The sequence below is a fragment of the Acetivibrio ethanolgignens genome, from assembly GCF_001461035.1.
GTDB lineage: Bacteria > Bacillota > Clostridia > Lachnospirales > Lachnospiraceae > Velocimicrobium > Velocimicrobium ethanolgignens.
Window position 1 is genome coordinate 1 of the sequence record NZ_LNAM01000182.1, and the last position, 20202, is coordinate 20202.

Annotated in this window: 19 protein-coding genes; 13 read left to right on the top strand and 6 right to left on the bottom strand. The window is 41.8% G+C overall.

Annotated elements, in window-relative coordinates; translation table 11 throughout:
- Window positions 1–102: 102 nt before the first annotated feature.
- On the top strand, window positions 103–2850 hold the full coding sequence (locus ASU35_RS13695; RefSeq protein ID WP_083504318.1) for a DMSO/selenate family reductase complex A subunit: 2748 nt from the start codon (window positions 103–105) through the stop codon (window positions 2848–2850).
- Between the two features lie 52 nt (window positions 2851–2902).
- Here ASU35_RS13695 and ASU35_RS13700 read toward each other — a convergent pair whose 3' ends face one another.
- Window positions 2903–3745, bottom strand: coding sequence for an alkaline phosphatase family protein (locus tag ASU35_RS13700; protein WP_083504319.1), 843 nt, complete (start codon window positions 3743–3745; stop codon window positions 2903–2905).
- A 17-nt stretch (window positions 3746–3762) separates the two neighbouring features.
- Here ASU35_RS13700 and ASU35_RS13705 point away from each other — a divergent pair, with 17 nt between their 5' ends.
- Complete coding sequence (locus ASU35_RS13705; protein WP_058353562.1) at window positions 3763–4395, top strand: LysR substrate-binding domain-containing protein; 633 nt, start codon at window positions 3763–3765, stop codon at window positions 4393–4395.
- Window positions 4396–4455: 60 nt separating this feature from the next.
- Here ASU35_RS13705 and ASU35_RS13710 read toward each other — a convergent pair whose 3' ends face one another.
- Window positions 4456–4665 carry a DUF1858 domain-containing protein gene (locus ASU35_RS13710; RefSeq protein WP_058353563.1) on the bottom strand — a complete coding sequence of 70 codons (210 nt, stop codon included), beginning with the start codon at window positions 4663–4665 and terminating at the stop codon, window positions 4456–4458.
- Window positions 4666–4825: 160 nt separating this feature from the next.
- On the opposite strand from ASU35_RS13710, the gene ASU35_RS20625 reads away from it, so the two are divergent.
- The 5 genes from ASU35_RS20625 to malQ all read left to right on the top strand — a co-directional run bounded on the left by ASU35_RS20625 (window position 4826) and on the right by malQ (window position 10886).
- A complete protein-coding gene (locus ASU35_RS20625; protein ID WP_083504320.1) occupies window positions 4826–6082 on the top strand; it encodes a copper homeostasis protein CutC in 1257 nt (418 codons plus the stop codon).
- Between the two features lie 173 nt (window positions 6083–6255).
- On the top strand, window positions 6256–7632 hold the full coding sequence (locus ASU35_RS13720) for an ABC transporter substrate-binding protein (RefSeq protein WP_058353564.1): 1377 nt from the start codon (window positions 6256–6258) through the stop codon (window positions 7630–7632).
- 77 nt (window positions 7633–7709) lie between these two features.
- Window positions 7710–8552 carry a carbohydrate ABC transporter permease gene (locus ASU35_RS13725; RefSeq protein WP_058353565.1) on the top strand — a complete coding sequence of 281 codons (843 nt, stop codon included), beginning with the start codon at window positions 7710–7712 and terminating at the stop codon, window positions 8550–8552.
- A complete protein-coding gene (locus ASU35_RS13730) occupies window positions 8552–9388 on the top strand; it encodes a carbohydrate ABC transporter permease (RefSeq protein ID WP_058353566.1) in 837 nt (278 codons plus the stop codon). The genes ASU35_RS13725 and ASU35_RS13730 overlap by 1 nt, the downstream gene beginning before the upstream one ends.
- A 16-nt stretch (window positions 9389–9404) precedes the next feature.
- The gene (malQ, locus tag ASU35_RS13735; RefSeq protein WP_058353567.1) at window positions 9405–10886 is read left to right on the top strand and encodes a 4-alpha-glucanotransferase; all 1482 of its coding nucleotides are present in this window, start codon (window positions 9405–9407) and stop codon (window positions 10884–10886) included.
- A gap of 205 nt (window positions 10887–11091) precedes the next feature.
- On the opposite strand, the gene ASU35_RS13740 is transcribed toward malQ, so the two are convergent.
- On the bottom strand, window positions 11092–12648 hold the full coding sequence (locus tag ASU35_RS13740) for an ABC-F family ATP-binding cassette domain-containing protein (protein ID WP_058353568.1): 1557 nt from the start codon (window positions 12646–12648) through the stop codon (window positions 11092–11094).
- 251 nt (window positions 12649–12899) lie between these two features.
- Between ASU35_RS13740 and ASU35_RS13745 the strand changes: the two genes are divergently transcribed.
- From ASU35_RS13745 to ASU35_RS13755, 3 genes are all read left to right on the top strand, one after another.
- Window positions 12900–13316 carry a hypothetical protein gene (locus ASU35_RS13745; RefSeq protein WP_058353569.1) on the top strand — a complete coding sequence of 139 codons (417 nt, stop codon included), beginning with the start codon at window positions 12900–12902 and terminating at the stop codon, window positions 13314–13316.
- A gap of 98 nt (window positions 13317–13414) precedes the next feature.
- Complete coding sequence (locus ASU35_RS13750; RefSeq protein ID WP_058353570.1) at window positions 13415–14491, top strand: DUF2804 domain-containing protein; 1077 nt, start codon at window positions 13415–13417, stop codon at window positions 14489–14491.
- A gap of 156 nt (window positions 14492–14647) precedes the next feature.
- On the top strand, window positions 14648–16087 hold the full coding sequence (locus ASU35_RS13755; RefSeq protein ID WP_058353571.1) for a glycoside hydrolase family 1 protein: 1440 nt from the start codon (window positions 14648–14650) through the stop codon (window positions 16085–16087).
- A 78-nt stretch (window positions 16088–16165) separates the two neighbouring features.
- On the opposite strand, the gene ASU35_RS19760 is transcribed toward ASU35_RS13755, so the two are convergent.
- A complete protein-coding gene (locus ASU35_RS19760; protein ID WP_172794651.1) occupies window positions 16166–16714 on the bottom strand; it encodes a GGDEF domain-containing protein in 549 nt (182 codons plus the stop codon).
- Between the two features lie 772 nt (window positions 16715–17486).
- On the opposite strand from ASU35_RS19760, the gene ASU35_RS13765 reads away from it, so the two are divergent.
- The 3 genes from ASU35_RS13765 (at window position 17487) to spoIIID (ending at window position 18760) form a co-directional block, all read left to right on the top strand.
- Window positions 17487–17843, top strand: coding sequence for an arsenate reductase family protein (locus tag ASU35_RS13765; protein WP_058353573.1), 357 nt, complete (start codon window positions 17487–17489; stop codon window positions 17841–17843).
- Entirely contained in the window at window positions 17844–18443 is a 600-nt protein-coding gene (locus tag ASU35_RS13770; RefSeq protein ID WP_058353574.1) for a sce7726 family protein, read from the top strand.
- 65 nt (window positions 18444–18508) lie between these two features.
- Window positions 18509–18760, top strand: coding sequence for a sporulation transcriptional regulator SpoIIID (spoIIID, locus tag ASU35_RS13775; RefSeq protein WP_058353575.1), 252 nt, complete (start codon window positions 18509–18511; stop codon window positions 18758–18760).
- Window positions 18761–18801: 41 nt separating this feature from the next.
- On the opposite strand, the gene ASU35_RS13780 is transcribed toward spoIIID, so the two are convergent.
- On the bottom strand, window positions 18802–19368 hold the full coding sequence (locus tag ASU35_RS13780) for a hypothetical protein (RefSeq protein ID WP_058353576.1): 567 nt from the start codon (window positions 19366–19368) through the stop codon (window positions 18802–18804).
- 78 nt (window positions 19369–19446) lie between these two features.
- On the bottom strand, window positions 19447–20040 hold the full coding sequence (locus ASU35_RS13785; protein WP_058353577.1) for a restriction endonuclease: 594 nt from the start codon (window positions 20038–20040) through the stop codon (window positions 19447–19449).
- Between the last annotated feature and the right edge of the window lie 162 nt (window positions 20041–20202).

Genomic DNA, 20202 nt, shown 5'->3' on the forward strand with positions numbered 1-20202 from the left:
AAAAAAGTAGTGGTTTCATGTACCTGGGGCTAGCCGTCGCGCCAGCGACTTGGTACAATGTGAAAAAGCTTTGCAAAACATGGTTGCACAAAGGAGAATGCTATGGGTCGATGGATAGATTATGAGCTTCTGGACTGGGAATATTTAAAAAAACGCTATGGAATGGATGAAAATGGTATCATTACGGTGCCAACAGCTTCTCCTAATAACTGTGAGGGACGCTGTATTGTAAAAATTCAATTAAAGGATGGGAAAATCAAAGGAATTATAACAGATGATGCACCGGAAACACAGAGCTGTCCACAGATTCGGGCGTGTATCCGGGGACGCCATTATCTGGATACTTTTTTACATAAAGACAGACTCCTATATCCAATGAAGCGGGTTGGAAAGCGGGGCGAAGGAAAATTTGAGCGGATAAGCTGGGAAGAAGCCCTGGACACCATAGCCAGAGAAAACTGCCGGATTCGAGATACCTATGGGTCAGCCTCCCGGTATGTAAATTATGCAACCGGCTATGAAATGTGCTCGGCTGTACCGGCTTATATGATGCGGCGGCTTTTAAATCTGGATGGTGGATTTTTGCGTTACTATAATAACTATAGTAATTCTCCGTCTACGGTAGCCACTAAGCTGATGTATGGCACAGATGAGACTGGAAATACACCGGAGGACTATGAAAATTCAAAGCTCATTCTTTTGTGGGGACATAATCCGGCTGAGACACTGTGCGGTGGCAATTTTAATTATTATTTGAAAAGGGCAAAGGAAAAGGGAGCCAGGATTGTTGTCATTGACCCAAGGTATTCCGATACAGCAGCAGCTTTTGCTGATGAATGGATTGCACCGCTGCCGACGACAGACAGTGCCCTGTCGGATGCGATGGCTTATGTGATTTATACGAAGGGGCTACAGGATCAGGAATTTCTGGATACCTATTGTATTGGCTTTGATGATAAAACACTGCCGGAGGGAGTGCCAGAAGGTGAATCCTATCTTTCCTATCTGCTTGGAAAGCAGGATGGTATAAGAAAGACTCCGGAATGGGCAGAAAGGATTACTGGTATTTCTGCCAGCACGATAGAAAGGCTTGCGGTGGAATATGGGACGACAAAGCCGGCGGCTATTTTAGAGGGCTATGGAGCTGGGCGGCATGCCTATGGAGAACAGTTTTCCAGAGGCTTGATTACCCTTGCCTGCATGACAGGAAATGTAGGTATAAGAGGTGGTTCGGCAGCTGGCGTAGGGCAGTGCGGCTATGACTGCCGGGAGCTTCCTGTAGTACCACCGCCGGTAGAGGATAGGGTTAAGGTGCAAATTCCCTGCTACCTTTGGACTCAGGCAGCAGAAAACGGTACACAGATGACAGTAAAGGATGGCCTTAAACAGGGAGATCATCTGGACAGCAGCATTAAAATGATTTTTAATCTAGCCGGAAACTGCCTGATTAACCAGCATGGTGATTGCAACTATACCAGAAGGCTTTTAGAGGATGAAAGCAAGGTAGAATTTATTGTATGCAGTGATATTTTTATGACAGCCAGTGCCCGCTATGCGGATATTTTGCTGCCGGGGACTTCTATGCTGGAAACAGAAAATATAACAGCGGTGGCATCAAATTTCGATGTAGTTTTTAAGATAAATCCGGTAATTAAGCCCCTTGGTGAATGCCGCTTTGACTATGACTGGATGTGTGAGCTGGCAAAACGGCTGGGGCTTTATGAAGAATTCAGCGAAGGAAGGAGCCTTAGAGAATGGCTTCTGGAGGCTGTTCTAGAGCTAAGAAAGGCATATCCGGCTTTTTCGGATTATGAGGAATTTTCTAAAAAGGGTGCTTACCGGGTAGCCCATGAAAGGGCAAAGATAGCCTTTGAAAAAGAAAGAAAGGAGCCGGAAAAGTATCCGTTTCCAACAGCTTCCGGCAGGATTGAACTATTTTCCAGGCAGCTATATGAAGAAGGAGAATTGCTGGAAAAGCCGGCGATACCGAAATATATCCCAGCCTGGGAAGGACCGGAGGACCCTCTTAAAGAGAAATATCCGTTACAGTGTATTGGTTTTCATACAAAGGCCAGGACTCATTCTGTGCATGACAACAATCCAATGATTAATGCGCTGATCCCCCAAAGCATGTGGATGAATCCAACAGATGCAAGGAAAAGACAGATTACGGATGGTGAAAAGGCTCTGGTATTTAATGGCCGTGGACAGCTTCAGATTCCGGTAAGGGTGACAGACAGGATTGTAAAGGGAGTTGTGGCGATTCCGCAAGGAGCATGGTTTACACCGGATGGGTCCGGCACCGATATCAGAGGCTGTATTAATACATTGACCTCACTACGGCCGACAGCCATCAGTAAGGCCAATGCCCAGCATACGAATCTCGTTGAGGTAAAAGGCCTGCATAGCATGGGAGAGCATATCGAGCAGGTATCAGGGGTATGTACTGGCTGTATGGCCTGCGTGGCAGCCTGTCAGAGTGAGCATAATCTGCCGCCTGGAGTAAGCTACATAAGAGTAAGAAGTACTGGCCGGGTAGAGACCTGTCACCAATGTACGGATGCAGCCTGCGAGAAGGCCTGCCGCCAAAAGGCGATTATAAGGGATGAAAAAGGAAGAGTATTTGTTCGAGAGGAATTATGTATTGGCTGCAGGAGCTGTGAAAGAAGCTGTAGTCAGGGGATGATTCATATTTTTGAAGCAGAGACAGGAAGAAAAGCAGGTAAGTGCGATTTGTGCAGGGAGAGGCAGCAGGAGGAAAGAATGCCGGCCTGCATAGAAGCTTGTCCTCTTCGAAGCCTTGAAAAAAAGAGCAGCTGTACCACTATATGCCCCGGCAGCAGGATGTAAATGGATATGAGGATATCTCAAGCTTGGGATATCCTCTTTGAACATTTTTATATTAATTTCCTTGCTTGACTACGACTTCGAGATAATCCAGTAAAATATTAATAAAATCGGAACCTTTGATTCGTCCCAGACCACCTTGACTACAGGAAATCTCGTCATAGTGTTTGACAGCATCATGTCTTATATTTTTTCCATTAATCAGAACTGGAACCGGATCACCGCTGTGCTCACGTCTTTCACATGGTGTAGAATGGTCAGCGGCAAGAGCGACAATTACATTATCAGAAGTGATTTTCTTGATTTCTTCAAGACAAATCCCAATCATTTGGTCATATTTTTCGATAGCTGCTACCTTGCCTGTCGGGTTATTGTCATGACCCATTAAATCAGTAGCTTTAAAATGAAGTACGACCAAATCATTATTCTTCAAAGCCTCGGCAGCAAGGGTTGCTTTGCCATAAATATCAGTATCAATATTTCCTGTGAAGCTCTGGTCAGTACGAATATCAAAGCCCGCAAGACTAGCAACACCAAGTACCGTACTTTCAGAAGCAATACAGCAGGCTTTGAAACCAAGTTTTTTTGTAATCTTTTCAATTTGTGGCATCTGACCGGCTCCTCTTGTTAAAATACCATTTGCCGGAAGTAGTCCACTCTTTTCACGTTCCTTGTTGATTGGATGCTCCTTTAGAATCTCATGAACTTTTTTGAGCACTCGATTCAAAATTTCCGCTGTTCTTTCTGCTTCCTTTGAGTGGTCTAATGCAACAGACTCCTTGACTGGCAGGTTCTCTTTTTTAGGATCTGTATCTGAAATACGATCAGAAAGCTGTGCTCCGCGAAGTACTAATACTGCCCTGTGTTCTGTCGCTTCTTTCTTCTTATTACGGAGCAAAAGAGCATATTCGGCAGATGGAAAATATGGAGTTTGGAACTTTGAATTTTGGTGCTACAAATTTTATTGGGGTCTATTTGTTACCTGAAGTGATTGCAAAGTTTCATGATATTTATCCCAATATTACAATTAATATGGTTATTAATTCTTCAAAGAATATTTTTGAAATGCTTCAGAAAAATCAACTAGAATTTTTCTTTGCCTCTGATTATGTCATTAGTGATACGAAACGATATTTGGTAAATAAATATTGTGTAGATGAGTTAAAATTGATTGTAGGAAGCAAACATCCCCTTTTTGCTCAAAATTCCTGCTCACTTTTTGATGTGCAGAAAGAACTGTATATTACAAAGAATAAAAAATCTTCGCAATATCGATTCTTAGAAGGAATTTTTTCTCAATATGGATTTCATTTTAATAAAGAATTATATATTAGTCATCAGGAGGCAATCAAAGAGTCGGTAATCCATAATATAGGTATTTCTGTTATGTCTTCTAAAATGGTAGAACGCGAGGTACAGGCGGGATTGTTAAGCACTCTTAATTTTGAGGAAACTAGTATCAAAAGAAATATACAGTATGTACAAATGAAAGATAAGGTTTTGACTCCAGCAGCACAGAAATTTTTGGAGCTTGTAAATTCAGACTAAGCACCATTCTATAAAAAGGGGAGTATCATCAATCATGAAATGACACTCCCTTTTAGTGTTTTATGCATCAGCAACTTCAATAAAAGCGTTGATTTCCTTTACCAGCTCATCTGCATCAATGCCGTGTACCATGCAGGCTTCCTCCAGGCTTTCTGCCTGTGCGGAAGGACATCCAAGGCAGTGCATACCAGCATGCATTAAAATCGGAATAGCGTTCTGATGCTCAGTAATTAGCTGACCGATTAACATATCCTTCGTTACCTGTGCCATATTAGCTTCCTCCTTATATACAGTATTATTGCATGTCTGCTTTATTATATTCCAGAAAAGGGAAGGTGTCAATAAAATTGCTTTTTAGAAGGGGATAATTTATAATATAAAGAAAACTTTCGGGAAATAAAAGCAATAGAAAGAACTAGGAGAGAAAAAATTGAATTTACGAAGGACAGAAAAAACGGATAAGGAAAAGATTCTGAGAATTTACAACCAGGCAAAAGCATATTTTAAGGAAAATAACATTGACCAGTGGCAGGACGGATATCCCAACCAGGATAGCCTGGAAGCAGACTGCCAGAGCGGAATTTCCTATATAGCAGAGGAAAATGGTGCAGTGATTGCAACGGCAGCTGTTATCTTTGGAACGGAAAAAACTTATGATATCATATATGAAGGCTCCTGGCTCAGTGATGCTAAGAAGTATGGAATTATTCACAGGATTGCCGTAGCTGCAGAGGAAAAAGGAAAGGAAGTTGCGGTGTGGCTTTTAGGACAGGCAGAGAGTATGTGCCGTGCCAGAGGAGCCAGATATATGCGGGCAGATACCCACGAAGATAATAAGTCTATGCAGCGGCTTCTTGCAAAATGTGGTTATCAGCGGTGCGGAATTATTTATCTGGAGGATGGAGCCAAAAGAATAGCTTATGAAAAAAGGATAGAGGCACTTATTTTGGAAGGCTGTGTGGATTCTGTCGAGTCTGCGATAGCTGCTTTCCGTGGTGGGGCAGACAGACTGGAGCTGTGCAGCGGCCTGGTTATAGGCGGTCTTTCACCGTCTGTCGCTTTATTTGACAGGGTAAAGGCATATGTTGATATTCCGGTAAGGGTACTCTTAAGACCCCGGTTTGGTGATTTCCTATATTCAGAGGAGGAAATGGGTATTCTGGAAGCTGAAGTAAGAGAATTTGTAAAACACGGAGCAGATGGTATTGTAATTGGCTGTCTGAAGGGAGACGGCACAATAGATGAGGAAAAGATGAGGCGGCTGATAGAAGCTGCTCAGGGAGCAGGGGTGACACTTCATAGAGCCTTTGATATGACAAGAGAGCCTATGGAGGCACTTTTTACGGCAAAAGAGCTGGGAGTTGATACCATATTAACCTCCGGTCAAAAGGATAATGCCAGGAATGGAAAAGAGCTTTTAAATGAATTGGCAGGGGCAGCAGGAGAAATAGATATTATGGCAGGAGCAGGTATTGATGCGGCTGTCATAGAAGAACTGCTTTTGGAAACAGAGCTTCAGGCTTTTCATATGTCGGGAAAAGTAACTTTGCCAAGCCGGATGGAATGGCGGCAGGAAAAGATAGGTATGGGATTGCCGGGAATCAGTGAATATGAAATTTTCAGAACAGACGAAGAAAAAGTAAGAAAAGCAAAAAAACTGATGGCAAAATGCACAAAAACAAGATGAGAAAATCGGATGATTTGCATAAAGTTGTGCAGAATATCAAAAAAATATTGCAAAATTCATATCAATGTGCTACTATAAGCTTGCAAATAGGAAACGGTTCCGGTAAAGTTTCCGGAATGGTTTTCGAAAAAGTAACGTAACAAGCATCTATTTAAGAAAAGAGGAGAAAAGTTATGAAATTGAAAAAAGTATTAGCTTTAGGTTTATCCGTTGCAATGCTGGCTTCTATGATGACAGGCTGCGGCACTAAGACAGATACACCAGCTGAGTCTGGAGCACCTGTAAGTGAGGCACCTGCAGAGGTTGACGCATCTAAGGGCTCTGTTTATTACTTAAACTTCAAGCCTGAGGTTTCTGAAATTTGGGAAGAGCTGGCTGCTAAGTATACCGAGGAGACAGGGGTTCCTGTTAAGGTTGTTACAGCAGCCTCCGGTACTTATGAGCAGACTCTGATGTCTGAGGTTGCTAAGACAGAGGCACCTACCTTATTCCAGATTAACGGACCAATCGGTTATAATAACTGGAAGGATTACTGTGCTGATTTATCCGGCACACAGCTTTATGACTGGCTGTTAGACAAGAGCCTTGCTGTTACCGCTGGTGATGGTGTATATGGTATCCCTTATGTTGTAGAGGGCTACGGTATTATCTATAACAACAAGATTTTAACCGATTACTGTGCATTAGATGGTGCAGTTATTTCCTCGCCAGAGGATATTAAGAACTTTGACACCTTAAAGAAGGTTGCAGAAGATATGCAGGCAAGAAAAGATGAGCTGGGTATTGAGGGTGCTTTTGCATCTACCTCCTTCGCACCAGGTGAGGACTGGAGATGGCAGACACATCTTGCTAACCTTCCTATCTACTATGAATTCAAGGACAAGGGTATCGGCAATGCAGATACAATTGATTTAACCTATGCTGACAACTATAAGAACATATTTGATTTATACATCAATAATTCCTGTACAGCTCCTACTATGTTAGGAAGCAAAACTGTAAACGACTCCATGGCTGAGTTTGCACTTGGAAAGGTTGCATTCGTACAGAATGGTAACTGGGGCTGGGGACAGATTAGCGGAACAGAAGGCAATGTAGTAAAAGAAGAGGACGTTAAGTTCCTTCCTATCTATACAGGTGTAGCAGGAGAAGAAAGCCAGGGCTTATGTACCGGTACAGAGAACTTCTTCTCTATCAACAGCCAGGCTTCTGCTGAGGACCAGGCAGCTTCCATCGCTTTCGTTGAGTGGTTATTCTCCAGCGAAACAGGTAAGGATTATGTTACTAACAAGTTAGGCTTTATCGCTCCATTCTCTACCTTTGGTGAGGGCGAGACACCTACTGATCCGTTAGCACAGGAAGTTCTGAAATACATGGGCGATAGCGGCTTAACAAGTGTTTCCTGGAACTTCACAGCATTCCCAAGCCAGACCTTTAAGGATAACTTAGGTTATGCATTACTTGATTATGCACAGGGTACTGGTAACTGGGATGGCGTAGTATCAGCGTTTAAGGATGGCTGGACATCTGAAAAGGCTGCAACCAAGTAATTCATTGTAAGTAAAAATTGAGGGTGAGTGAGCTAGACTTACTCACCCTCTTTTTACAGAGAGAAGGAGTGTCCTCTATGCAGAAATCCATTAAAAAATATTTCCCCCTTTTTGCATTGCCTACCCTGGTAGCTTTTGCAATCGCATTCCTGATTCCCTTTATTATGGGTATCTATCTTTCCTTTACCGAATTTAAGACGGTAACCAACGCGACCTTTGTCGGTTTAAAAAATTATACCAGAGCCTTTCAGGATAAGGAATTCTTAACGGCTCTCTGGTTTACTGTAAAATTTACGCTGGTTTCTATTATTAGTATTAACTTTTTTGCTTTTACTGTAGCGATGCTTTTAACAAAAGGCATCAAGGGAACGAATCTGTTTCGTACAGTATTTTTCATGCCAAACTTAATCGGTGGTATTGTGCTTGGATACATCTGGCAGCTGATTATCAACGGTGTGTTAGCTCCATTGGAAAGAACCATTACTTTCAGCCCGACCTATGGCTTCTGGGGCTTAGTTGTACTTATGAACTGGCAGCTGATAGGATATATGATGATTATATATATTGCCGGAATACAGAATATTCCAGGAGATTTGATTGAGGCAGCGAAGATAGATGGTGCTAATCCATGGCAGATTTTAAAGAATGTTACCATTCCGATGATTATGCCATCCTTTACCATCTGTTTATTCCTTACCTTGACAAATTCCTTTAAGCTTTTTGACCAGAACCTGGCTTTGACGGCAGGTCTTCCGGCAAAGAAAACAGAAATGCTGGCTCTTAATATCTACAATACCTTCTATGGCCGTGTTGGCTGGGAGGGTGTTGGTCAGGCAAAGGCGGTACTGTTCTTCTTAATGGTAGCAGTCATTGCGATCAGCCAGCTGGTATTAACAAGAAGTAAGGAGGTAGAGCAATAATGGGCGTAAGAAAAGCAAAATACGGATGGCTTTTGACAATAATTTTTTCTGTTTTATCAATATTGTTTTTAGCCCCGATTCTGATTGTATTTATGAATTCCTTTAAGGGACGGCTGTTTATCAGCCAGGCTCCTTTTGCCCTGCCGACAGCAGAGACCTTTTCCGGTCTTACCAATTATGTAGAGGGTATTGCAAAGACAGGATTTGTTTCTGCCTTTTTCCAGTCGCTTACGATTACTATATGTTCTGTTGCTGTAATCATTATTTTTACTTCCATGACGGCATGGTATATTATTCGTGTAAAGTCAACCTTTACAAATGCTCTGTATTATTTATTTGTATTTGCAATGATTGTGCCGTTCCAGATGGTTATGTTTACGATGTCTAAGATTGCCAATATGCTTCATCTTAACAATACACCAGGTCTGGTATTTATTTATCTGGGCTTTGGAGCAGGACTTGCGGTTTTCATTTTCAGCGGCTTTGTAAAGGGGATTCCTCTGGAAATTGAAGAGGCTGCTATGATTGACGGCTGCAATCCGGTACAGACCTATTTTGGAATTGTACTTCCGATTTTGAAGCCGACGGCCATTACGGTAGCGATTTTACAGACGATGTGGATCTGGAACGATTATCTGCTTCCATACCTGATTCTGGGTACGGAAAAGAAGACGATTCCGATTGCAGTTCAGTATCTCCGAGGTGGCTATGGCTCCATTGATATGGGAGCTATGATGGCAATGCTGGTGCTGGCAATTCTTCCGATTATTGTTTTCTATCTTGCGTGTCAGAAGTACATTATCGAAGGTGTAGTTGCTGGTGCTGTCAAGGGATAGAAGAAAGGTGGTTTATATGAGAGCGAGCGGCATATTATTAGCGGTGGCGAGTCTGCCGTCTGAATATGGTATAGGAACCTTCTCACGGGAGGCTTATGATTTTGTAGATATGCTTCACAGGGCTGGACAGAAGTACTGGCAGATACTTCCGCTGGGGCCGACTGGTTATGGAGATTCGCCGTATCAGTCCTTTTCTACCTTTGCAGGTAATCCTTACTTTATTGATTTGGTGGCCCTGACAGAGGAGGGACTTTTAGAGGAAGCAGAGTGCAGGGCTTGTGATTTTGGGAATAATAAACGATACATCAACTATGAAAAAATTTATCTGTCGCGTTTTTCACTGCTGAAAAAGGCCTATGAACGGTTTTTACAAAAAAATACCAGTGACTTTAAACGCTTTTGTAAAAGAAACGAGTTCTGGCTTCGTGATTACAGCTTATATATGGCTGTAAAGAATCATTTTGATGGTGTGAGCTGGGCAGAATGGGATGAGGATATCAAGCTTCGCCGGCCGGAGGCGATTGAGAAATATGAAAAAGAGCTTTCTGAGGAGATGGATTTCTACAGCTTCCTGCAGTACAAATTTGATGAGCAGTGGAGAGCTCTAAAGGAATATGCCAATGAGAAAGGTATTAAAATTATTGGTGATATACCGATTTATGTAGCCTTTGACAGTGCTGACAGCTGGGCAAATCCGAAGCTGTTCCAGTTTGATGAGGATAATATGCCGGTGGCAGTAGCTGGCTGCCCGCCGGATGGGTTTTCTGCTACCGGACAGCTCTGGGGCAATCCGTTATATGACTGGGATTATCACAAAAAGACGGGCTATGAATGGTGGATTCAGCGAATTTCCCACTGCTTTTATCTGTATGATATTGTACGGGTAGACCATTTCCGTGGCTTTGATGAGTATTATTCGATACCGTTTGGTGAGGAAACAGCCGTCAATGGTGTTTGGAAGCAGGGGCCTGGTCTTGAGCTTTTTGAAATAATTAAGGAGAGGATAGGTAATCTTCCAATTATTGCGGAGGATTTGGGCTTTTTGACAGACAGTGTGATAAAGCTGGTAAAGGATACCGGTTACCCAGGTATGAAGGTACTGGAGTTTGCCTTTGATTCCCGGGAAATCAGCAATTATCTGCCACATACCTATGAACGCAATTGTGTGGTTTATACGGGAACCCATGATAATGATACCCTGATGGGCTGGTATGAGAAGCTGAATCAGGAGGATAAGTGCCTGGCTGAGGACTATACCGGTAACTGCCACATTCCTGAGGAAAAAATTTATTGGAGCTTTATCCGCCTGGCTCTGGGCAGTGTAGCGGATACGGCTATTATTCCGATGCAGGATTATCTGGGGCTTGGGTCTGAAGCCCGGATGAATACTCCATCTACGTTGGGAGATAATTGGAAATGGAGAATGAGAAAGGACGAATTTACAGAGGAACTGGCAGAAAAAATGAAGCGTCTGGTCTGGATTTTTGGAAGAAATTAAATTTCGTTTGTGGTTAGAGAAGGAATCCGTTATACTAGTGATATAATCATTGGTATAACGGATTTTGGATTTCAGAGGGGCTTTTCGGAAAAATAGGTCTAGCCCTGGATGTCTGCTGTCTGGTTGTATCCATAGTTTGTCTGGTCCAAATGGACACCTCGAAAATGCTACTTGAAAATTCATAGAACGACAGGACGAAAATCATTTAAATTTGCTTGGTTGTGAAACCTTCACAATTCCAGATATCGGTTACAATGTCCTGGTAAAATTCAGGCTCATGACAGATGAGAAGGATACTGCCCTTGTATGCCTTCAGGGAACGCTTTAACTCATCCTTGGCATCAATATCCAGATGATTGGTCGGTTCGTCTAAAAGAAGGATGTTGCTTTCACGGTTGATGAGCTTACATAGGCGTACCTTTGCCTGCTCCCCACCGCTTAGTACTTTAACCATGCTCTCGATATGCTTAGTGGTGAGGCCGCATTTGGCAAGGGCAGAACGTACCTCATACTGGGTCAGGGAAGGAAATTCATTCCAGATTTCCTGAATACAGGTAATATTTTCCGTGTAAGCATGTTCCTGCTCAAAATAGCCGATTTCTAAGTAATCACCTAGGCTGGAGGTGCCACTGAGCGGTGGAATTAATCCTAGAATACTTTTTAAAAGAGTGGATTTGCCGATACCATTAGCACCAATCAGGGCGATTTTCTGTCCACGCTCCATCGTAAGATTCAGCGGCTTGGAAAGCGGTTCATCATAGCCAATGACCAAATCCTTTAATTCAAAAATATATTTTCCGGAGGTGCGGCCTTCTTTAAAACGGAATTCCGGCTTTGGATTTTCTTTTGCCAGTTCGATGACCTCCATTTTATTCAGCTTTTTCTGACGGGACATAGCCATGTTCCGGGTAGCGACTCTTGCCTTGTTTCTAGCAACAAAATCCTTCAGCTCATCAATCTCCTGTTGCTGACGCTTATAAGCAGCTTCCAGCTGTGCCTTTTTAACTGCATATACCTCCTGAAACTTATCATAGTTACCGACATAGCGGGTAAGCTCGGCATTTTCCACATGATAAATGAGATTAATCACACTGTTTAGAAAAGGAATATCATGAGAAATAAGAATAAAGGCATTTTCATAATCAATCAGGTATCGTTTCAGCCACTCAATATGCTGTTCATCCAAATAGTTGGTCGGCTCGTCCAGAAGCAGGATATCCGGCTTTTCTAAAAGAAGCTTGGCGAGCAGTACCTTAGTACGCTGGCCGCCGCTTAAATCAGTAACATCACGGTCAAGACCCAGTTCATCCAGTCCAAAGGCCCGGGCGATTTCATATACCCTGGAATCAATAATGTAAAAGTCATGAGAATCCAGATAATCCTGGATTTCTCCCAGCTCCTCCATCATGGTTTCCAGTTCCTCTGGGGAGGCATCACCCATGGAATCACAGATTTCGTTCATTCGTTCTTCCCGTTCCAGTAAAAATTGAAAGGCGGATTTTAATGCATCGCGGATAGTCATACCCTTTTCCAATACCGTATGCTGATCCAGATAGCCGACGCGGACATTTTTAGACCATTCGATTTTACCATCATCCGGCTGTAGCTTTCCAGCAATGATATTCATAAAAGTAGATTTTCCTTCACCATTGGCTCCGATAAAACCGACATGCTCACCCTTTAAAAGGCGGAAGGATACATTATTATAAATAGCCCGGTCACCAAAGCCGTGGCTTAGATCCTGTACGTTTAAAATACTCATTTGTGGTTCCTTTCTGTAAATACAACTTGCTTTGCCGGTTCCGGCATATTAGTATCTACAGTTTATACGATAATACCTTTATTGACAAGTCTTTTTCTCTATGCTATCATTACCAGCAATTTGAAGGATTAAAAAAGGTATTCAAAATAAAACAAAATTTTGCATAAATATACAAAAATAATCCTCTGGTAGGATGGAATTTGAAAGAATTTGTAGTAAAATGATCTACAGAGAGGAGGAAAAAACAACATATGGTAGAGTGGGACAAAGAAAAAGCGATTTATTTCACCAACATTAAGCAAGGGCTTGACAGCTATGACAATGAAATTGTCTGGATGGGAGAGCAGGAAGCCTTTGACTTTTTTTGCCGGAAATGCAAGGAAGCAAAGGAAGGAAGCGTATTTGCCGATTTTTATTATTCTCGTTTGGAGGAACGGTCTAAGGAAATTGTAGACCAGGTACTGTCAGAAGAAGAGAGGCAGTATGTAAGGAGTCTGGCAGACCAGATTATTTATCCGCTGGATGAAAAGCTTCTTAAGATTATTACCCGGCTCAATGCAAAAAAAATCCTGTTTTCAACGATTTATTTTACAGGAGAAGCAAAAGAGCGGAGTACCTGGTGGGGAAACTATAACCAGGAATATGTAGTGTTTCGGGAAAAAATTTAAAAAGAGGAGAAAAAGACAGGCCGGAGTGATGAAAAGCTCTGGTCTGTTTTACATAAAGGTGATACAATAGAGAAAAGGTATTAAAAAGGGGGAAAATTATGCAGCACGAGGTTAGAAAACAACAAAAATTACTGGATAAAAATGGTTTTATCCGGGAGCCGGGTTTTGCTAGAAATCTGGTGTGGGAATATAACCGTGAGGATATTCATGCACCTAAGTTCCGGATTAAGGAATGGGATTATTATCTGGTGCAGAATGAGGACTTTGCAGTAGCTTTTACGATTTCAGATTTGGGATACCTGGGACTTGTCAGTGTATCCTTCTTGAATTTAAAGGAAGGATGGGAAAAGACAAACACAGTTCTGGATCTACTTCCTATGGGCAGCTACAAGCTGGGACGACATTCAGATTATGGAAATGCAAGATTTAAAAATAAAAAGATGATGCTGGCCTATAAAACAGAACCGGCAGTAAGAGCAGAAAACGGGGAAGTGGCGACACCGGCAAAGAGGTATATTTTATGCAGGTACCCAAGCTTTTATGAGGGAAAGGATTTTGAAGTCAAAATCTGTCTGGAGCAGCCAGAAATGGAATCCATGTGCATTGCAACACCATGGAAGGAAGAACCTACGGCCTTCTACTATAACCAGAAGATTGCCTGTATGCCGGCCAGAGGCTATGCGAAGCTGGGAGAAGAAAGGTTTGAATTTTCGCCAAAACGTGATTTTGGGGTACTGGACTGGGGACGTGGTGTGTGGACCTATGATAATGTCTGGTACTGGGGCATAGGAAGCGGCCAGGTTAATGGTGTACCATTTGGCTTTAATCTGGGCTATGGCTTCTCCGATAGAAGCTCGGCAACAGAGAATGTAATTTATTATGATGGAAGGGTTCATAAGCTTGCAGAGGTTGACTTTGGTATTCCGAAGTGGGGGCCAGGAGAGCTGGATTACGACTATTTGAAGCCGTGGCATATAACCTCCAGCAATGGGCGTTTTGAGGCTGAGCTGCTGCCGGTACTAGACCGACAGGCAGATATTAATGCCGTGGTGATATCAAGTGCCCAGCATCAGATTTTTGGAAAAATGACAGGAAAAGCTGTACTGGATAATGGGGAGATTATTGAAATGAAGGATTTCCCGTGTGCAGTAGAGGTTATTCATAATAAGTATTAAGTAAAACAGAGAAAAGGAGCTACCAGGGTGACCATCGGGAAATAGGAAACAAAAGGCGAGTTTTTCCCTACCGGACACGCGGTTCGGTAAGTAAGGGTGGTGCTGAGGTTTTGATTCAAAGGTGAATGGGAAGATAGGATAAGGAGGATGATAAAAATGAAGGGATTTAGAAAGGATTTTTTATGGGGTGGAGCGACTGCTGCAAATCAGTTTGAGGGTGCCTGGAATGTAGATGGAAAGGGGGCAGCTGTTTCTGATATGTGTACTAACGGCTCTCATACTTCGCCAAAGAGGATTACGCCAGTTTTCGAAGAGGGAACCTTGTATCCAAGCCATGAGGCAATTGATTTCTATCATCATTATGAAGAGGATATTGCTTTGTTTGCAGAAATGGGCTTTAAGGTATTCCGCTTATCCATTGCGTGGACCCGTATTTTCCCAACAGGTATGGAGACAGAGCCAAATGAGGCAGGACTCAGCTTTTATGACAGGGTACTTGATACCTGCAAAAAATATGGGATTGAGCCGTTAGTTACAATTTCCCACTATGAAATGCCATATGCCCTGATAGAAAAATATAACGGCTGGGAGGGCAGAGAGTGTATTGACTGCTATGTACGGTACTGCGGGGTTATTTTTGAGCGGTATAAGGATAAGGTAAAATACTGGCTGACCTTTAATGAAATTAATGGTGGAACCATGCCAATGGGGACAGTGTTGTCATTGGGAACTATCAGGGGCTATAACGGGCCGATAACACAGGTTCCGGATAAGCCACAGGAGCGTTTCCAGGCACTTCATCATCAGTTTATAGCAAGTGCAAGAGCTGTTAAGCTGGCCCATGAAAAATATCCACAGTTTAAGATGGGTAATATGAATATTTTCGCAACCATGTATCCATATACCTGCAACCCGGATGATATCATAAAGACGCAAAAGCGGATGCAGGTTGTTAACTGGTTTTGCTCTGATGTGCAGGTTCGAGGTGCTTATCCATGCTATATAGAAAGGTTTTTTGAAGAAAATAAGATTCATGTTAAAATGAAAGAAGGAGATGTGGAAACATTAAAGGAAGGTACAGTCGACTTTTATACCTTTAGTTACTATATGAGCACCTGTGTGGCCACGGATGAGGTCACAGACAAGGCCAGCGGCAACCTGATAGGTGGTGTGAAAAATCCTTATCTGGAGGCTAGTGACTGGGGCTGGCAGATTGACCCGAAGGGCTTAAGGTATACGCTCAATGAGATCTATGGTCGTTACCAGATTCCGATTATGGTTGTAGAAAATGGTCTGGGTGCTTGCGATAAGAAGGAAGCCGATGGATCTGTTAATGACGATTATCGTATTGATTACCTAAAAAGGCACATTGAGCAGATGAAGGAGGCTGTAAAAGATGGCGTGGATTTAATGGGCTATACGCCATGGGGCTGCATTGATTTGGTAAGTGCCTCTACCGGAGAGATGGCAAAACGTTATGGTTTCATCTATGTTGACAAATATGATGATGGCACTGGCACTTTGGAGAGAAGCCGAAAGAAATCCTTCTACTGGTATAAAAAGGTAATTGCAAGTAACGGAGAAGATTTGGATTAATTAAACAGAGGCAGAGAAAGAAAAAGACAGACCAGAGTGATGGAAACTCTGGTCTGTCTTAGGCAGCGTGATACAAAGCTATGTTTGTGGCTGTTCGTGCTTTTTGTATTTTTTCTTCCTTTTATATAACACCTCATCAGCTTTTTTAATAATAGAATCGACACTCTCTCTGCCATCGTTTGTTGTATAGCTTCCTACAGTAATAGTAAGGTTATATGGTTTTTTCTTTGCCTCACATAGGTTAAGCAGTATGGTATTGATTTCTTCATTGATGGTATCTAAATCAAAGCTGCATTTTTCTGATTTTATCAAAATAAATTCATCACCACCATAGCGGGCTCCAAAAAAGTTATACTTGGCACATATATTTTGGATAGCCTCTGCCATACATACAATTGCGGAATCTCCCTCAATATGGCCATAGGTATCATTGATTAGCTTAAATTTATTTCCATCAAGCATAAAAATGGTTAAAGGATTGTCTTGGGAAGTATTTGTAAGCTTTTCCTCCATAAATAGCATGGCACGCCGCCGATTATTCATTCCGGTAAGTGCATCATTATAAATCATTGCTCCCTGAATCTCTGTGAAGACAATGTAATAGGCAGTTGCTATTGCTGGTGCCAAGATCGGCATTCCTGCCAACCATGTCTGAAGGATCCCTGCAGCCAGTGGGAAATATATAAATGAAGCTAAATTAAAATACTGTTTCCTTTTGGAAATTTGCTTTTCCTTAAAGGCACTGACATATGCAGTAGCGGATGAAAGTACATTATACATTAAGGAAATAATGGATATGGATATAAGCATTGGTCCACGCTGGTAACGGTTTGCTTGGTCAATATAAAAGACCCATCCGGTCAAAGGCGAGGATAGACATAGGAAAAGTACGATACCTATAGGAGTATAGGCTAAGATTTTCCATTTTGTTGTAATAAATCCTTTATTAGTGCGAAGCTGTACAAATATAAACCAACAGAACCCAGATAAAGTCAGGGATGAAAGTGATACCATATTTGCTAGATAGTCAATTGTTTTTGAGTAAAAGGAGTCATTGTTTTCAATAATAAGACCAGCAAGGCCGGCTGTTATGAATAAAATATAACACAGGAGTGAATGCTTAAGGGCTTTTACCTCCTGCTCGCTGCCTGAATCCATAGTCAGGTTTTTTCGAATGACTCCAACAATGATAAGGCAAAAAATATCTTCGATAATATATGTAATAAGCATACGGCTATCCATGGTGCTATTTACTCCTTTGAATTTTTTTTAATTTTACACTTTCCTGTTATTTTTTGCAAGAAGTATTTGATTACTTTTAGGAAATAAAAACTGCCTTTGAGATAAGGAGGATTTGTGTTATAATTGAGAAAATCTAGTTTAAAAGGAGGAAAAAGAAATGAGCGTATTATTTATGGAATATCCAAAATGTACTACCTGTCAGAAGGCAAAGAAGTGGCTGGTTGACAACCAGGTTGATTTTGAGGACAGGCATATTGTAGAGCAGAAGCCATCAAAGGAGGAGCTAAAGCAGTGGTATGAAAGAAGTGGGCTGGAATTGAAAAGATTTTTCAACACCAGTGGACAGATATACCGCCAGATGGAGCTTAAGGACAAGCTGCCTTCGATGTCGGAGGAGAAGCAGCTTGAGCTGCTGTCTTCCAATGGGATGCTTGTAAAGCGGCCGCTTATTGTAAGTGAGAATACTGTGCTAGTGGGATTTAAAGAGGCCGAGTGGAAGGAAAGGCTGAAATAGATGTTAAAGGACAAGGATATTCGGGAGCCTTTGTTTGAGTTTTTTGAGGAAACCTATGGAAAGGTCCGGATTATAGAAGAAAAACAAATCGGAAAATCACGGGCTGATATTATGATGGTGCTGGAGGATTCCCTAATGGGAATCGAGATTAAGAGCGATGCAGATACCTATGCCCGTCTGGAGCGGCAGGTCAAGGACTATAACCGTTTTTTTGATTACTGTGTCATCGCTGTCGGCAGTAGTCATGCCCTCCATGTAGATGAGCATGTGCCGGAATTCTGGGGAATCATTACGATTGAAGAGAAGGGAGAAAAGCTGGATTTTTACATTAAGCGTCAGCCTCTGCCGAATCCGAAGCGGGAAAAGAAGGTAAAGCTTCGTAATCAGCTGTCCTTTCTGTGGCGGCCGGAGCTGGCACATATCCAGGAGATAAATAGAATGCCTAAATATAAGGCAAAGAGTAAGCTGTTTGTGATTGAGAAAATTATGGAAAAGGTAGAGCTTGCGACCTTGAAGCAGCAGATATCTACAGAGCTTTTTGAGCGGGATTATACTACTATCGAGCAAAGAATTGCGGAATACAAGGAGGAAAAGAGATAGAACCTTACGAATATTGCTGTCCCCCTCTGCATACATTGTAAAAAAGCATGTATGAGGGGATTCTTTTGAAAGGTTACATAGAAGAGAGAGCAGTAACGATAGCAAATTATATTATTGAAAATAATGCTACTGTTCGGCAGACGGCGAAGCAGTTTGGTATCAGTAAGAGTACCGTACATAAGGATGTGACCGAAAGACTTTTGATTATTAATCCAGTGCTGGCAGGCAAGGCAAGAGCCGTATTGGATTTGAATAAATCAGAGCGTCATATCCGGGGTGGGCTGGCTACAAAGGAAAAATATCTTCATCAGAATTAAAAAAAGGGCTTGTGCATCGCACAGGCCCTTTGAAGTACATTTTATTTTGCTAAACGAAAATAGTTTAAGGTAGAAGTGCCTACGGTACGGTTAATCTTGCACTGGCTGCCGTTCCACTTCCAATTTTGTTCGATTAAGGTTACAGTGTCATCCTCATTAACCTTTTTAACAATAGACCAGTGACCGTTTTTATAAGCAATATCTCCCTCCCTTGGAGACTTGACAGAAGTAATTTTATCACCCTCGTAGGTCTTTGGTGTGGAACCACCAAAAAGATTGTATACGGAAACGTCATAGACTTTCTTGTAATATTTTTTAATAAATGCGGCACAGGAGTAAGTAGCACTGCTACCGTCATTGCTGCCCTTACGATAGATAGCATCGACACCGTTAAAGGTATCTGCTACAAAGCCGGTCTTTGTAATCGTTAAGGCTTTCTCCTTATAGCTAACCGCTTCTTTGTCCTCTGCTTCATCCTTCTCCTCATTATCAGAAGCTTCAGTAGTCTGTTCTGCTGCGTAAGCAACGGTAGGTGCAGGAAGTACAGCACTGCTGATAGCAGCGGTTGTCAGTAATAAAACTAAGAATTTCCCCCAATTTTTTCTCATTTGTTACAATTTCCTTTCTAAATCTGTAGAACCCGTGAATTTAATATAACAAATTTTGAAAGAAATTGCAACAAAAAATTAATAATTTCGTAATAATTTTTCTGGCGGCTCTAAAAGCTCGTTGATATAGCCCGTCATGGGCTCACCGGAAAGTAGCCGGACTAAAACATCTCTGTCCCAGAGAATTACATTATTTGCCAAAGCTAGTGCTTCTGCATTCCTGGTGAAGGTGGAATTAGTGACGACCAGCCCTTTTTGGGCTTGATAGTAAGCCATGGAGCCGATGACCTCCTGTACGGCCTTTACGCCGATATTTGCCTGATAACGCTTTGCTTGGACAGCAATCGTTAAATTCTTCTTTTGTAGAATTAAATCTGCACCATAATCATTGGAGGTCTTTGTCGTTTTTGCAAGAAAGCCCATATGCTCAAAATGTATTTTTAAAAATTCTTCAAATTCCTGCCCAGTCATTTTATCAATCCGATGAATAGAAAAATGCAGAACCTTCCAGAGTATAAGCTTATGAAAGAGCCAGCGAAGAAACAATAAAAGAATAAGTACAAAAACAAACAAGTAAACAGGATTATAGTTCCGGAAAAATAAAAAAAGCAGGAATGTAAGTACCAGGGCTTCTGCTATTGTAAATACAGTCCTTTTGATGTAATATTTCATGTGTGATACCTCTTTACTACGATAAATACTACTAAGTAGTATAGCTTTTTTTAGAAAAAAAGTATAGACTTATGGTACAATTAATTTTGTAAGGAGGAATTTATATGATGTTGGGGTCAAAAGCCCCGCTATAGTACCTTGAAAAGTTCATATATTTTGTAG

Excerpts from the sequence above, each read along its gene's own strand:
- ASU35_RS13695 (WP_083504318.1), top strand. The coding sequence starts at position 103 with ATGGGTCGATGGATAGATTATGAGCTTCTGGACTGGGAATATTTAAAA.
- ASU35_RS13705 (WP_058353562.1), top strand. The coding sequence starts at position 3,763 with ATGGAAAATATGGAGTTTGGAACTTTGAATTTTGGTGCTACAAATTTT.
- ASU35_RS13710 (WP_058353563.1), bottom strand. The coding sequence starts at position 4,665 with ATGGCACAGGTAACGAAGGATATGTTAATCGGTCAGCTAATTACTGAG.
- ASU35_RS13720 (WP_058353564.1), top strand. The coding sequence starts at position 6,256 with ATGAAATTGAAAAAAGTATTAGCTTTAGGTTTATCCGTTGCAATGCTG.
- ASU35_RS13725 (WP_058353565.1), top strand. The coding sequence starts at position 7,710 with ATGCAGAAATCCATTAAAAAATATTTCCCCCTTTTTGCATTGCCTACC.
- ASU35_RS13730 (WP_058353566.1), top strand. The coding sequence starts at position 8,552 with ATGGGCGTAAGAAAAGCAAAATACGGATGGCTTTTGACAATAATTTTT.
- malQ (WP_058353567.1), top strand. The coding sequence starts at position 9,405 with ATGAGAGCGAGCGGCATATTATTAGCGGTGGCGAGTCTGCCGTCTGAA.
- ASU35_RS13740 (WP_058353568.1), bottom strand. The coding sequence starts at position 12,648 with ATGAGTATTTTAAACGTACAGGATCTAAGCCACGGCTTTGGTGACCGG.
- ASU35_RS13745 (WP_058353569.1), top strand. The coding sequence starts at position 12,900 with ATGGTAGAGTGGGACAAAGAAAAAGCGATTTATTTCACCAACATTAAG.
- ASU35_RS13750 (WP_058353570.1), top strand. The coding sequence starts at position 13,415 with ATGCAGCACGAGGTTAGAAAACAACAAAAATTACTGGATAAAAATGGT.
- ASU35_RS13755 (WP_058353571.1), top strand. The coding sequence starts at position 14,648 with ATGAAGGGATTTAGAAAGGATTTTTTATGGGGTGGAGCGACTGCTGCA.
- ASU35_RS13765 (WP_058353573.1), top strand. The coding sequence starts at position 17,487 with ATGAGCGTATTATTTATGGAATATCCAAAATGTACTACCTGTCAGAAG.
- ASU35_RS13770 (WP_058353574.1), top strand. The coding sequence starts at position 17,844 with ATGTTAAAGGACAAGGATATTCGGGAGCCTTTGTTTGAGTTTTTTGAG.
- ASU35_RS13780 (WP_058353576.1), bottom strand. The coding sequence starts at position 19,368 with ATGAGAAAAAATTGGGGGAAATTCTTAGTTTTATTACTGACAACCGCT.
- ASU35_RS13785 (WP_058353577.1), bottom strand. The coding sequence starts at position 20,040 with ATGAAATATTACATCAAAAGGACTGTATTTACAATAGCAGAAGCCCTG.